This window comes from Salinimonas marina (assembly GCF_015644725.1).
GTDB lineage: Bacteria > Pseudomonadota > Gammaproteobacteria > Enterobacterales > Alteromonadaceae > Alteromonas.
The window spans coordinates 661,429-675,241 of sequence record NZ_CP064795.1; the positions used below are offsets into that span (position 1 = coordinate 661,429).

At 46.2% G+C, this 13,813-nt stretch carries 11 protein-coding genes and 1 pseudogene; 7 read left to right on the forward strand and 5 right to left on the reverse strand.

Annotation, left to right across the window (positions count from 1 at the left end):
* Positions 1-83: 83 nt before the first annotated feature.
* The 3 genes from IT774_RS02850 to IT774_RS02860 form a co-directional block, all read right to left on the reverse strand.
* Positions 84-542 (reverse strand): DUF302 domain-containing protein, encoded by a 459-nt coding sequence (locus IT774_RS02850; protein ID WP_195811250.1) that lies wholly within the window; start codon positions 540-542, stop codon positions 84-86.
* Between the two features lie 365 nt (positions 543-907).
* The gene (locus IT774_RS02855) at positions 908-2,227 is read right to left on the reverse strand and encodes a histidine kinase dimerization/phospho-acceptor domain-containing protein (RefSeq protein ID WP_195811251.1); all 1,320 of its coding nucleotides are present in this window, start codon (positions 2,225-2,227) and stop codon (positions 908-910) included.
* Positions 2,224-2,895, reverse strand: coding sequence for a response regulator transcription factor (locus IT774_RS02860; RefSeq protein ID WP_195811252.1), 672 nt, complete (start codon positions 2,893-2,895; stop codon positions 2,224-2,226). Before IT774_RS02860 ends, IT774_RS02855 begins: the two co-directional genes overlap by 4 nt.
* A gap of 108 nt (positions 2,896-3,003) precedes the next feature.
* On the opposite strand from IT774_RS02860, the gene IT774_RS02865 reads away from it, so the two are divergent.
* From IT774_RS02865 to IT774_RS02875, 4 genes are all read left to right on the forward strand, one after another.
* Positions 3,004-3,828 (forward strand): TlpA family protein disulfide reductase, encoded by an 825-nt coding sequence (locus IT774_RS02865; RefSeq protein ID WP_269749786.1) that lies wholly within the window; start codon positions 3,004-3,006, stop codon positions 3,826-3,828.
* Between the two features lie 12 nt (positions 3,829-3,840).
* Positions 3,841-4,125 carry a hypothetical protein gene (locus IT774_RS17235; RefSeq protein WP_232365098.1) on the forward strand — a complete coding sequence of 95 codons (285 nt, stop codon included), beginning with the start codon at positions 3,841-3,843 and terminating at the stop codon, positions 4,123-4,125.
* Positions 4,126-4,163: 38 nt separating this feature from the next.
* Positions 4,164-4,595 (forward strand): thiol:disulfide interchange protein DsbG, encoded by a 432-nt coding sequence (gene dsbG / locus IT774_RS17240; RefSeq protein WP_232365169.1) that lies wholly within the window; start codon positions 4,164-4,166, stop codon positions 4,593-4,595.
* 831 nt (positions 4,596-5,426) lie between these two features.
* On the forward strand, positions 5,427-7,226 hold the full coding sequence (locus IT774_RS02875) for a TonB-dependent receptor plug domain-containing protein (RefSeq protein WP_232365170.1): 1,800 nt from the start codon (positions 5,427-5,429) through the stop codon (positions 7,224-7,226).
* 474 nt (positions 7,227-7,700) lie between these two features.
* Here the strand turns inward: IT774_RS02875 and IT774_RS02880 are convergent, their stop codons facing one another.
* On the reverse strand, positions 7,701-8,351 hold the full coding sequence (locus IT774_RS02880; protein ID WP_195811254.1) for a LiaF domain-containing protein: 651 nt from the start codon (positions 8,349-8,351) through the stop codon (positions 7,701-7,703).
* A 1,178-nt stretch (positions 8,352-9,529) separates the two neighbouring features.
* On the opposite strand from IT774_RS02880, the gene IT774_RS02885 reads away from it, so the two are divergent.
* Positions 9,530-9,781 (forward strand): hypothetical protein, encoded by a 252-nt coding sequence (locus tag IT774_RS02885; RefSeq protein ID WP_195811255.1) that lies wholly within the window; start codon positions 9,530-9,532, stop codon positions 9,779-9,781.
* A gap of 458 nt (positions 9,782-10,239) precedes the next feature.
* Here IT774_RS02885 and IT774_RS02890 read toward each other — a convergent pair.
* A pseudogene (locus tag IT774_RS02890) lies at positions 10,240-11,190 on the reverse strand (IS30 family transposase).
* 585 nt (positions 11,191-11,775) lie between these two features.
* Here IT774_RS02890 and ubiG point away from each other — a divergent pair.
* Positions 11,776-12,540: a bifunctional 2-polyprenyl-6-hydroxyphenol methylase/3-demethylubiquinol 3-O-methyltransferase UbiG gene (gene ubiG / locus IT774_RS02895; protein ID WP_195811256.1), complete on the forward strand. Its 765-nt coding sequence runs from the start codon at positions 11,776-11,778 to the stop codon at positions 12,538-12,540.
* Positions 12,541-13,081: 541 nt separating this feature from the next.
* Complete coding sequence (locus IT774_RS02900; protein ID WP_195811257.1) at positions 13,082-13,708, forward strand: hypothetical protein; 627 nt, start codon at positions 13,082-13,084, stop codon at positions 13,706-13,708.
* The last annotated feature ends 105 nt before the right edge of the window (positions 13,709-13,813 follow it).

The window sequence follows — 13,813 nt, forward strand, 5'->3', positions numbered from 1 at the left end:
GGCTAACCGCACACTATGAGTCACTTATACACCCCGGCACGGGGGATCAAGCCAGGCAGGCCACCGCTGTCAAATGCGCGGCTTTAATGTTCTTGTTGGGTAACGCGATCACTGAGACTGCCCAATACCGTTTCAATTTTTTTCAAATACTTGTCACAGCCTTCAATCCCATGGCGCGTTTTCAAGTACTCCGGGTCATTATAACCCAGCCACACCTGCCCCTTGTCGTCTTGCCATACCAAGGCTTTTTGCGGAAGATCGATGGCTACCGTCGGCGCGCATTGCATCAGGGGGGTACCAATCTTGGGGTTACCAAAAATCAGCGTTGTTGTAGGCCGTAATGAAAGACTCACATTATCAGCATTGGCGGCATGGTCGATACGCGTAAAGAAGGTCAGTTTCTTCTCGTTTACTAACTGCTCAAAGCGATCGGCCGTTTCGGTGACCGAATAGGCACTTGGCTTTTTTATCAGTCCTTCGGCGGCCTGCACCGTAAAGGTCATCAGTGCCGAAAGCGCTAACAGGTTCAGATGAACTTTCATCTTTTTCTCCTTTTGATGTAAGGGGCGGATAAGGCGTTTATGCGTCGAATATTACGAAAAACCAGACGCCACAAAGTACTTACCTCCGTGGGAACACGGCCGATCATCAGCGGGATGTTTTCACTGCCGTCAATATCGTGATTGAAGCGAGGCAGTATAAAAACGAAATTGCAGTAGTGAAGATGCTGAAAATAGCAGAGGTTGGGGCAGTAACTGGCTTAACAGAGCATCACATATCAATCGCTCTGTCTGTGTTGCCCGCCGGGAATCTGAGTAGGGTATCCATCCTAAACGACCGGTATCGCCTTACGCCACTTTTTGCACACTCCTATCAGGCGAGAGTCAGGGCGAGGTGAGTTGGACAATCAAAGCGTCTCACTTTTCAATGGAAACTTTATACAGACACTCAAAGATTTTTTGTCGTAAACGTAGTCAATACTGCCGCCTAACGCTTTAACTAAAGCGTTCACTATAGCTAAGCCAAGGCCGGTGCCTCGCGCAGAGCTATCTCGCCAGAAGCGCTGCGACATTTTTTCGAGGGTTTCGTCAGCAAGGAGCGCAGCATTCTGCACCTCAATCTTGAAGTCATCAGTGCTTTCTTTAATCATCAGCGATATCGGCGGGCCTGTCTGCCCATGATGGCGGGCATTTTCTACTAAATTCTTGATAATAATACTGAAGGCAAAAGCGGGAATGTGAGTGATAACTGCAGCGCATTCAAGCTGAATATCAATATTGCTACGAGCAAAGCCTAATTGTTCAAATACGCTGTCCAATTCATGGTGCAGATTCCAGGGCTGAACATTGCCCCGCGCGCCATCGTTTTCCACCCGTGCAAGCAAAAGCAAGTTCTCCACCAGGCTCTGAAGCCGCAGTGCACTGGCAAGACTTTGTCTGATGGCGTTATTCTTAGGCTCGCCATCGGTAATTTTGGCAACTTGTAACTGACTGATGATACCGGTCAGCGGGGTTCTCAACTCGTGCGCAGCATTGGCGGTGAAGGATTTTTCCCTTTCGATGACGCCTTCAAGTTTTCCAAACAGAGAATTTTGGCTATCGATAAGCGGGGACAGCTCGATAAGTTTGTGCTCTAGCTGGATAGGCTTTAAATCATCTGGCGATCTGTTGGTAATCGCCTTTTTCAGTCGTTGAAGCGGCTTGAGCTCGCGGCCTATCGCAAACCAAATAATCACAAACGACACTATGATGGCTATGAAGGTAGGTAATGCACTCACCAGTACCATACTAACAAAGATAGAACGACGTTCAGATAGTTTTTCTGCAATCGCAATATTAAGATCAGGCGTATTTAAGGTGTAGCTTCGCCACTGGGTTTCGCCGACCATAAAAGAGTTGAAGCCAGAGGTTGCCGTGGGCGGCGAAGCGAACTCACCAGGATGACTGTTAGCAATCACCTCACCGCTTAACGAGCTAATCTTGCATGCAAGACCTTTGGCCGAGCCACTGTTACTAAACACTTTACTGGCATCGAGCCCCGGTCTGGCTCCCACCTGCGGGTTGGAAAGCGCCAGGTTGTTGACCATCCGAGCGGTAGACTGCAGCCGGCTATCCATAGCCTGGTTAATTTCATTCTGTAGCTGGGTGATAGAGAAGTAACTCGCAATAAGCCACAGCACAAAAAAGACAGGTGCGATAATCAATAGAAGTTTACAGCGAAGGCTCATTTTTGATCTTCACACGAGGCGAGACGAAACCCAAGGCCACGTTCTGTGACAATGGTATTTTTACCGATTTTTTTGCGTAAGTTGAACAGATGAACATTAAGGGCATTACTACTGACGTCTTCGTTTACCCCATACACATAGTCTTTTAGCTGACTTTCCACCAAAACCCGGTTGGGGTTAGATAAAAATGCCACCAGTAGCCGAAGCTCTGAAGCAGACAAGGCTAACCGTTTGTCGCCTAACATGGCGAGCTTGTTCTTTAAGTCATATTTTAACTCGCCATGTTGCAAATAATTGTTGTGCTGATGAGTAAACCGTCTATAGACTCTATTGATTCTTGCCACCAGCTCTTCAAAATCAAAGGGTTTGGTGATGTAGTCATCTGCACCTTGGTTTAAACCCTGAACTTTATCTTCAAGTGCATCTTTGGCTGTTAATAAGATAATAGGCATCTCCAGAGACTTGCTTTTAGCAAGGGCGATTAACCCCAGCCCGCTGCCATCGGGTAACGCGATATCTAAGAGACAAAGGTCAAAATGACATGTAGCGATATGGTGTTTTGCTTCACTTAAAGTTGCCGCGTGCGTCACCTGCATGAGCGCTTTACTCAGGTAAACGCATATCGCATCAGCAATAACTGCATCGTCCTCAACCAGGAGTATATTCATAAAACCTTACAGTACGTTGTGGCTTACAAAAAACTTTTCGCAAATTAATACCAAATTAATCTGGGCCAGATAGTCTATCAGCATAACTCATCCAAAATTACGTATGTAGTGACCAGCATTTCGATAGGCCCATTTGCACTGATGACCAGTACCGCTCTGACGCTCGCCAGTATCCTGCTATTCTGGTTTTTTGTGAGTTTTTTTACAAGGTCAACCAACTATCAAAAGTTTGCGACTGACACCTTGTTTTGGAGTGTAGTGGCAGGCTTTCTGGTCGCCCGTATTATGTTTGTTATCGCTTTGTGGGAAGTCTACCAACAGGACTGGGTTTCAGCTTTCGATATCAGGGACGGAGGGTTCAATCAGCAGATAGGCTGGTTCACCGGCATTATGCTCCTTTTTATCCGTTCCCGGGCCCAGCGTAAACTTGCTACAACTTATTTAAAATCTGCTGTGATTACAGGCGTGGTTGTTTTTCCACTTTTCGTGGTGAATGTGTGGATGAACAATCAAACCGCGGGTAAAGGCATTGACGTTACCAATTTCGAAGGGGAGCCGGAAACCCTGAATCTGGAGATAGGCAAGCCAGTGATAATAAACTTTTGGGCTTCCTGGTGCCCCCCGTGCCGCCGGGAAATGCCGATCTTGCAAGACGCACAGCAACAGCACCGGGATATGAAATTTATTTTCGTTAATCAATCGGAAGCACCCGCCGTCGCCCGGGCATTTTTGTCTAAACAAAATATCGAAATAAAAAATGTTTACTATGATTTTTCTGGGCGTTCAGCCAAAGAGCTTGGGGCCTATGGCCTTCCTACCACCCTCTTTTATAACTCTGAAGGCAAACTGATCAACAGTCATATGGGCGAGCTTTCAGAAGCAAGTCTGCAACATTATTTGCAGCCATTTCTTGAAGATAATAATGAAACATAGCGGGGTATATCAATGTTAAAACGAGCGCTACTATTGCTGGCTTTCGCACATCCGACAGTTGCCGCGGATAACGAATTGCCGAAGCCTCTTCAATTCATAGAAAAGCAGGGCGGGGAAGTGGTGGACTCTTATGCTGCCCCTGCGGGTGTCACAGGCTATATCGTCGATTTCAGAGGGAATGCACTTACGGTCTACCTTTCCGAAGATAAACAATATCTTTTCACCGGAAAAATGCTCGATGCGGCGGGGCGCGATATGGGCAAAGAAAAGCTTGATGAATATATCAGGGGTCCCTGAGCGAGAAAAAATGGCAGGCATTATCCTCTTCGAATTGGATTCCTGATGGTGATGAAAATGCAGATAAAATCATCTATACCTTCACCGATCCCAACTGTCCTTATTGCAAACAATTCTGGGAGCAAGCCCGGCCTTGGGTAGAGTCAGGTAAGGTGCAAATCAGACATATTCTGGTGGGTATATTAAAGGCTGACAGCTATGGAAAATCAGCGGCTATCTTAAGTGCCAAAAATCCAGGTGAAGCATTGCATAAACATGAAGCCAGTACCAACAGTTCGCTAGAGCCATTGCAGTCACCATCTGCAAAAGTGCAAGCACAGCTAAAAAAGAATCATACATTGATGCAAAAGCTGGGCGTTAATGCTACACCCGTAATTTTCTATAGGGATGCATCTGAGGCGGTGAAGTTTCAACAAGGACTTCCTTCCTCATCGCAGTTAGAGCAAATACTCGGTGCAATCCAGGAGTGAGAAAAGTCTGGCTTCCGTTATAAGACAATAGCGTGTGAGGCTCACAGGCCGCGTAACCGGCGAAGATCACGACAAAAAACAGGACAAAATAAAGCTCAGCCAGGTAAGTTTACTCCCTGGCGAGTCACCGCACATCACGGATTATGTCTCAGCGCCTTATATAACGGCGCCCATTGTTCCTGGTTAAGAAGCGCGGTTGAAAGTTGAGACACAGCGGCGAGGTTACTGAGGTTAGTAAATGGTAATGTAGCAAGCAACTTATCGGGCGCCTCACCAATAGCTCGTGCTGGTGGGCCGTTACTTTGTTTTGTCCAGCCCCTTGCGCAAGCAGAGTAATTCAGTAAGGTTTTCCCCCGGGGGCGGGGCCTGTTTTGACTGTTTGCTCAACAGACCTATTGCCCTATCGGGCACAGCCTCTGTTGCAAAAAAGCCTTGCCTCGACTCGGTTACAACTTCATTCTTCATGGGGACAAGCTCGTTTTCTACCAGCAAAGCGACAGGTTTATTTATAGCAGCTGTTATCGGCATCCAGGGTTAACGACCGATAACGCTGCCTGCCGTTATGTTTTAAACACCGCTCCCCGCGTAAACAATTACCACACCAGATATCCCTGAGGGGATAGGCAGTTGCTGCACAATCAACTACACTCTGTGGCCATTTTCGACCAGGGCCAGGGTGCGAAGTGTTTTCCACTGCCTGCGGGTTTTACCGCAGCGAAACGTTGACCTTGCTCGGATCTATTGCGCCAAGCCCGGATTACTTAAAATAAAGGAAAAAGCATGTTTCGCACTGCCATGAATATTGTGGTTGGCATATCGGTTGTCGCTGCCATGCCTTGTCATAGTGAAGACAGGAGCCAGGAGGACATCGAAAGAATTACGGTTGAAAGTGCAGCAACCGCCAATGAACAACCGGTGGGTACATTCAGCGCTCCCGTTTCTAATCTGGAATATGATCCACGGGTGGATCTGCAATCAAGAAACATGGCTGAGGCCCAGGCCGACGTTACCATTCGAGGTGGTATTTTCGAAAATACCGGTTTTACGGTGGGTAGTGCGACCTTATACGATCCGCAAACAGGTCACTACTTTTCAGAAATTCCGATTGCCCCTGAAATGCTGTCATCGCCGTCTATTTTCACCGGCGTAGAAAATGCGCTTTATGGGATGAACAGTTCAGTGGGTACGGTGGCGTTTGAATGGCGAGCGATTCAAACCGGTGGAAATATTTCATTGGGTGTGGGCAACAACCACTTCAATCTACAACGAGTCCACGGCGGCGTAACCAGGCCGGTTCAATCCTCCTCATCAGCGCGTGTAGGGGTAGAAGGCGAGTACTCACGTTCTGAAAGTGACGGTACCATTGAAAACGGTGATCACAATTTTGAGCGGGCATCAGGGCGCATTCAGCTGCAAAATGACACGGTGCAAACGGATCTGTTTTATGGCTACCAGGAAAAGTTTTTTGGCTGGCCTAATATGTATACGCCGTTTAACGTTAATGAAACCGAGAACTTGCGGACCGAATTGGTGATGCTCAACCATCAGCAACTGTATGGGCAACAGAGCGTTGTAGAACTCTCAGCCTATTACAGAAAGCATAATGATCATTATGTTTTTTCACGAAAAAACCCTGAGGGTTTTCAGGCCTTTCATGAGACAAAAGTCAGCTCGCTGGCGGTCTCGGGACGCCATCGGTCGACGCCAAACGTTACCTTTAATTATGCTGCACAGTTCATGGCCGACGCGATTGAATCAACCACCCTGGAAAATAACTTCACCTCTCGTGATTATTATAAGATCAGTATGGTGCCAGAGTACCAGGCTGTACTCAATGAGCATGAACGCCTCACATTTCGGTTAGGCGCGGCATTTGATGATACCAACCGTGATGCGTCAAAATTTTCACTGATCAGTGATATTCGTTGGGTAACGCAGCATCGCGATAATGCTACACGTACCGTCACGCTATCCTACTCGCAAGCCTCGCAAGTGGCTGGCTACACCGCAATTGGCGGCAGCACCACGAGCGGGCTTTTCAGAAGTAACAACACTTTACAGCGTGAGACCAGTGACAATACAGAGTTAGGCGTGTCGCTGGACCACACCTCATGGCGGGTGGACGCCGCCCTATTTTACCGGTGGGATCATGGGTTAACCGATTGGACTTATCGTTTTGACTCCACCTCAGCACGCAGCGCAAACCCTGTGGATATTGAAACCCTGGGGGTCGAGTTCTTTGCTGTTAAGCGGCTGGCCAATGCTGACTTAGTTGCAGGGTATACTTACCTGAATAAATCGGAAGACTACCGAGACGCGAGTATCGACGCCAGCTTCTATGCCTTGAATTATCCACCGCACCGGTTCACCCTGGGCCTGGTGTGGTTTCTGAGTGATGTCATTGAGGTAAGAGTGGATAATGAGTGGCGCAAGCAAGAAGATAACCGCTTGAGAAACGGCCGTAGTAGTGCGTTTTTCACCCATTTTACCGCTACCTATTCACCCCCTCAGTTTGAGCGTTTCAACCTTGTTTTCGCTTTCGATAATTTGTGGGATGAGTCGTTTGAAGAGATTCCTGGTACCCCAGGGCGCGCTGAGCAGCTTTCACTTACCGCAAATTACACATGGTGATCAGGTTCAGAAAGTCTTAGTTATTATGTTGCGCGCTGCTCACAGGACACAAGAAGGCCAGCAATGACGCACACACAGGAACTAGTAAGGCATGTAACACTGGCGCCAACACGAATGAGGGTTACGGCCCTATTCACTACTAGTAAGACGTTAGAGACAAGGCGGAGGTCCATAGCTGGACTCTATTCATTACTAGTAAGACGTTTGAGAAAAGGTGAGTGTCCATAGCTGTGTCCAGAAAGGACATCCATTGAAAACCACTGGGCTTTTAATGGGCCTGACGAAGTTATAAAGGAATAGCAAAAAGCTTTTTGAAATTTGCCAACTAAAAGGTAAAAGGCTGTGTGCCTGGCTGGTTTCCCCGGGCGGTAAAAACCAGCCACAAAGCTTGGCGGGAGGTGTCGCAATGGATTATGCAAAACAACCAGTGCCACTACGCTTGCATTAGTTCAGCTAAGGCACCAGATTTACCGCCTACCGTGTGGAGCTTCCGAATAGCGCTTTCATCTGCTCTGCCAGCTCCACAAACTTTTCTTTAATAGTGCGTTTAAGGCCGATATCTACCCCACCCATGAACACAAAGCCTTCCACGGTAATGGTTGGGGCCTGTCGGTCGGCGATGGACGGGGCATTATTGTCAATACCGCCCATCAAACAAAATGCTTTGGTGACCACATTTACATTTTCCGGCACTTTTATATCGGTTCCGCCCATTATACAAAGGGTTTTAATTGTTACATTTGGGGTGGTAAACACCGCGTCGGAAAAGTCTATGTCTGAACCACCCATAAAGTTAAAAACGCGAATTTCCGCCGGCACCAGCCAGCGCCCAGACCTGTCGGAGCCGCCCATAATATTGATAATGGTTTCATTATCAGGCGTCTCACCAGCGGTGTAATTGATATTAAGCTTTTTCTCTTTTTGCCGCGTGTAATTATCATCGACTTGCAGGGTAAGGTCGGCAGCCAATTGAGCAATTTCCTGATGGTCCTGACTGGCCATCGCATTATCCAGGCGACGCTCAAACGCCTCAGCTGAAATTACGCCATGACTGTAGTGATAAATCAGCTTATCGATCACTTCTTCCCTGACCTGCTCGATAGGACGATCTTCAAGTTTAACCATGACGGTTGCTCCGTTAGTTATTGATTGCCATTTAATTTCAATAAGTTGAAGCAGTTGCCATGCCAGTTGATAAGTCTAAATATTTCAACGCCTTGCAACATGAGAGGGGCGGGGCGTAGACGGTTATCGCTAAATACTGGTCAATCAAACCACTTTCTGATTGTTCAGATAATCCGTCTTAAAGTATGTTTCTGCGTTTGCGCATTTGGTTCTTTTAAATGTGCATGCTCAGCGCCTTACCTGGGCAAGTGTGGTGAATGGAAAGCCAGGTCGTGCCGTGCACATACAAACACTGAAGCCAAAGAAAAGCTTCAAATAATGGTGGATGTCAGTATTTATAAAGAGTTCGTCAAAGAGGAGCCAGGCAGGTACACCTAAAATACAGGTTGCGAGGACAGCTGAAAAATACTCACGGTTAGCGTAGTGCCACAGGTTTGGCATGTAATTGTTTCGTAGACTAATAGCTTTATTTTCTCAAGCATCCCAATATTGCTTTTGCAGCAAGGACAACGACTTTCATTTATACGCATGGTTACGCTTCACAAATGAGCGTACGGGCAAGGCCGTACGCTATTACAGCTAGGGGATCATTGACTTGGCACCGTCATACAAGGCTCCGCCGGCCATAGTTTGTGAAACAAACCTTACCGAATTATATGATCGATAAGCCCAAACGGCCCCTACACCTACCCAGTAAAGCGCTACTATTCCGCCGCTAATATCATTGGTTTCCTCAACCGTCAGTTCTCTTACTTCATATCCCCTTTCATTGAAATTTCATGTCCTGCTAATTATAGATTCATTAGCGTAATAAAATTTACAGAAGCTTAAGGTCCAATGTAACTGAACTTAAGTGCAATATTTGAGTTAAATTTATTGCTAAATCGCACTGAATGAAGCGGTAATGCAAAGCAAAAAAGTGACTGTTACATTTTCCTTTTAAAATTTGTTTGGATGGTGGTTTACATATTTATAGTGTTCAATAAAACACGCTTTTTGTACAGTTTTTTAAAAAGCAAAACTGTTTATTCTGGAGTAGGCCTTTAGAGGTAAAGGCTAGTTTCAGATGGTTTATGGGTTTAAGTTTTATCGTATTCCATAAGTCCTTCTATTTTTGATTTTTTGTGAAGAGGCAAAAATCTGCCTTACGCAATAAGATGATTTCAGGGAAAATAAATATGTATGAATTAGATATATATGAGATGGAAAAGGTAAATGGTGGAATTTTGGTCAATGTTGGGATGGGTGTGGTAGGAGCCGCTTCCTCTATGGCTGGCTATGCGATGAGCGGCTGGGGCTCAGGTTTGAGTGGGTCAGGATTTGCTGGTGCCGCTGCTGGTGGTTTTGTATGGGGCGCAGGTGGCTTTAATGCAGTGAGCGCAACAGCAGGGGCTGCCACGGCAGGCTTTGTTACATATAAATTAAGATAACGAAAGTAATGGTAAAGTAGGGCTATATTAAAATATGGCTCTATTTTTAAAAGAAGGTAATATGAATAAATTAAAGTATAAAAAGATAGCTTCTATAGTCTTTTCAAGTCTGTCGGCAATTTTAATAAACGAAATAATTACGTTTTGTATTACTGACTTCGATAGAAATTTAAGTGTTGTTTTTGTTGCCATTATTTCTGCCAGTATAATGGGAGAGCTTTGGCCGGAGGAGGTCTGATTTAATAAGCTTTTTATGTTAGGCTTAAGGTTGTGCTAAGACAAAGCTAAACTATCTGGAGGTTGATTTTTAATCGGTAGAAAAGAAAATAGTGATTCCCTAATCAGCTATAATTTTAGTCACTCCATGGATACAGCCGGTCGGTGCACTCAGGATTATACATAAGTGATTCTTTGTTCGGCGGCCGCGGATTCAACCCCGAAGTGCACCACTCGCTAAATTAAGCTGCTTTGCGTAATGTTTTGAACACGACCGATGGCTGTTTAAACCCAAGGCACTTCCTTGGTCTCGCATTTAGCGCACGCTCAACATCAGCAATCTGTTTGGCCGTCACCGTCCGCAAGTCTGTCCCTTTACGGATATATTGCCGCAGCAGTCAGTTAAAGTTTTCGTTCAGTCCGCGCTCCCACGACGAGTACGGATTGGCGAAGTAGATATTCGTTTTCAGTTTATCCGCAACCTGTGCGTGAGCACAGAATTCCGCGCCGTTGTCTGCCGTAATCGTATGGACATGGCCGCGATAGCGCCATAGCATGCCAATCATGGCTTGGCTTACATCAGCCGCGCTTTTCGCTGGCACTTTTCGTATCAGGTACAGCTTGCTTTTGCGTTCAACCAGGCTAACGATGGCACCCGTACCGTTCTTGTCTAATACGGTGTCGGCTTCCCAGTCACCAAACCGCTTTTTCTTATCAACAATGGCCGGACGGTGCTCAATGCCAACTCGGTTCGGAATAATTACGCGCTTCGCGCGACTGCCTTTTCGGTACTTACGACGACTATGTCGCAGTTGCTTGTGCAGCTTACCGCCACGCAGTGTGTCTCGCTGTACGTAGCCGTAAATCCACTCAAGGCTGACGCTATGACCTATGGCCTTACCTACACCAGCAATTTGCTCCGGACTCCATTTCTGGCTCAACCCGAACTCGACGAACGTGATAGTTAACCCTGATACGCTAGATTTCGCTGCCTGACATCGTCGTTTAACTGTCTTAGCATGAGCGACTTCAGGCAGATAGTGGTTATCACGAATACTGTTACGCCGAACTTCTCTACTGATGGTCGTGTGACAAACTTTCAGCCGCTTCCCAGTCTCCCGATAGCTGAAACCCTCGCGCAAGTAGGCTTCGATCTGATATCGTTGTCCCTCGATCAACTGCTTGTAACTCATGGTAACTACTCATGTTTGTTTGGCGACTACAGAGTACCACCAACAGGCAGTTGATCTCTTCTCACCGTTTAACCATGAGTGGTGCACTTATTATCCGAATTCGGGCGTAGTTCACTAACAGGTGTTATTAATACTTCGTAGAGTGGACCCAAAACCAGTGAATAGGGGGTAATGCAAAGCAAAGAAAGTGACTGTCCTATTCACTTTCCTATTCACTTTGCCCTAATCGCTTTGCCATTAAGTTCACGACAGCGCACAGGCTACATCGACAACCGACTGTTATGTCTGTGAGTATCATATCGGGACGTGGTGAGAATAGGTCATTTATCAGACTTGTGTAAGATGCTGAAAATGGCACATCAAGGACTGCGCAAATACTGTACTTTTGGAAATTAACCGGGGTCTCGGTTACAAAATTTTCCTAGAACAAGACCGGATTTCTTGCAGCGCAACATGAGTGGTTTGCCAAAAAATATTGGTTTCAATTGCCGTTGTTTATCCTCATCTAATCAAAACCTTGTCTTTTGTAGTATAAAATTTAATCAGCTGTAGCAATTGTTGCGACCTATCCATTAGAGACTTTGTATGCTGAACAAAAGAAAGAGACGTAACGCCCGCAGTAGTGAAAATTTTTCTGCAGAGGAAATCGCCCGCTTTGATAAAGTGGCTGAGACCTGTCGGGACCCGGAAGGTGAGTATACGACAGCGTTGGAATTTAACCGGGCCCGCACCGCCATCATGCTCCATGAGATTTGTCATCACTTTGGACGTTCTCACGATAAAGATAATGCGTTTCACGATTTAAACATTCTGGATGTGGGATGCGGTGGGGGCCTGATTAGTGAAGCCGTGGCTACGAAAGGTGCTCACGTCACCGGCATCGATGCCAGTAATATCAGTATTGAAGTGGCCAGGCGTCATGCCGAGCACGAGGGATTGGCTATCGACTACAAACATTGCCTGGTGGAAGAACTGGATAATGCACAAAAGTTCGATGTAGTTATAAATGCTGAAGTTGTCCAGCATGTGGCTGATCAGGCTGACATGATAAAGGACTGTGTTCGTCTGGTGAGACCAGGAGGCATGCTTATTCTGGCCACCATCAACCGTACACTTACCAGTTATTTGGTGACGATCGTCGGCGCAGAGTTTGTTATGGGCTATTTGCCAAAGGGGACTCATTCCTGGCGTAAGTTTGTAAAACCTCGACAGTTAGACAAGTGGGTAGGTCGAGACTTCTATAAAACCTTCAAGTGCGGTATGACGATGAACCCTTTCAATAAAAAATGGCGGCGTAGCAAAGGAATGCGAGTGAATTACATGCAGTGCTACCACTACGCGGAAAAATGAAATATCCCGCATTAATGTGATGGTTTTATTAGCTTACGCTCCAATTCTCAATGGTTACTTCTTCAGATTAGATGATAGAGATTAGACAATAGGACAGCCACAAACTTTATCTGCTATAAGTTTCCGTGCTTCATGAAGTTCTTAGGTTTTTTAACGAAGGCTCATAGTAAGGCTTATAGCACAGTCACTTTTCGATCCTCTTTGCCTAGCCAGCCCCTAGTTTTCCAATGGGCTGCTAACCGGGCGATGTCCCTTTCTTTGCTATAAACCTCTCGTCCCTGCGCAGCGAAGGCTCATAGCACAGTCACTTTTTGATCCTCTTTGCCTAGCCAGCACCCCAGCTTTCCATGGGCTGATAACCGCGCCATGTCCCCTTATTTGCTATAAACCTCTCGTCCCTGTGCAGTGCATACGTATTCAATCCGATTCTCGACAAAACTCTCTAGCGTGGCCGTCCCGGTTAACATATGGTTACACAAACAAATATTTAACAATTTAAAGCTTATTTTTAACACGGGATAAAACTAGACAGGGCGGGACAATGAAATTTACATTTATAATTGCTGCAACTTTACTGGTAATGAGCACACCAACCAGTGCTAATTTGATCTCCAACGGAGATTTTCAAACCTGCGATTTTACTCATTGGGGGCTGGATACAGATGGGTTTGGAGAACCTGCTGATACCAGTAACTTTACCATAATTGATGAGGCAGGGCAGTGCTCGGCGCAAGTAAGCACGGGCAATCCTTTTGCTACTGAATTTGCTAACACCCTGTTTACCAATCTGGATTTGTCGAGTGTGTCACCAGATGCGATTCTGGACTTGCAATTTGACTGGACTTTTTCTGGTTTCGATCTTCAAACAGATGAGTTTTCCGACGCTTTCAGCGTAGTACTTAACAACGGTATGGACCTTGAGGAGCTATTGTTCGTCTTTGAAGATGGAAGTGGCACATTTTTCACCCAGTTAGATGCAAGCTACGATGGCTTCTCACTCGACTTTGCTCTTCTGCCAGGCTTCAATGCAGAGTCGTATGCTTCCATCTTCACATTAGACAATGTGGCGTTGACTGAACGTGTTGAAGTGACTGCACCACACACTTCATTATTGATTGCATTTGGTCTGTGTGCTGTGGCGCTACGCCGCAAATTACAACAGCAATAAGGATTGTTGCAATGAAAAAACTAACGTTTATTTGTTTGCCCCTATTGGCATTGGCTAGTTCCCCTCGCAGGCTGATTGGCAAAACATTCAAGCCGCTGATACCAG

Excerpts from the sequence above, each read along its gene's own strand:
- IT774_RS02850 (WP_195811250.1), bottom strand. The coding sequence starts at position 542 with ATGAAAGTTCATCTGAACCTGTTAGCGCTTTCGGCACTGATGACCTTT.
- IT774_RS02855 (WP_195811251.1), bottom strand. The coding sequence starts at position 2,227 with ATGAGCCTTCGCTGTAAACTTCTATTGATTATCGCACCTGTCTTTTTT.
- IT774_RS02860 (WP_195811252.1), bottom strand. The coding sequence starts at position 2,895 with ATGAATATACTCCTGGTTGAGGACGATGCAGTTATTGCTGATGCGATA.
- IT774_RS17235 (WP_232365098.1), top strand. The coding sequence starts at position 3,841 with ATGTTAAAACGAGCGCTACTATTGCTGGCTTTCGCACATCCGACAGTT.
- IT774_RS02875 (WP_232365170.1), top strand. The coding sequence starts at position 5,427 with ATGCCTTGTCATAGTGAAGACAGGAGCCAGGAGGACATCGAAAGAATT.
- IT774_RS02880 (WP_195811254.1), bottom strand. The coding sequence starts at position 8,351 with ATGGTTAAACTTGAAGATCGTCCTATCGAGCAGGTCAGGGAAGAAGTG.
- IT774_RS02885 (WP_195811255.1), top strand. The coding sequence starts at position 9,530 with ATGTATGAATTAGATATATATGAGATGGAAAAGGTAAATGGTGGAATT.
- ubiG (WP_195811256.1), top strand. The coding sequence starts at position 11,776 with ATGCTGAACAAAAGAAAGAGACGTAACGCCCGCAGTAGTGAAAATTTT.
- IT774_RS02900 (WP_195811257.1), top strand. The coding sequence starts at position 13,082 with ATGAAATTTACATTTATAATTGCTGCAACTTTACTGGTAATGAGCACA.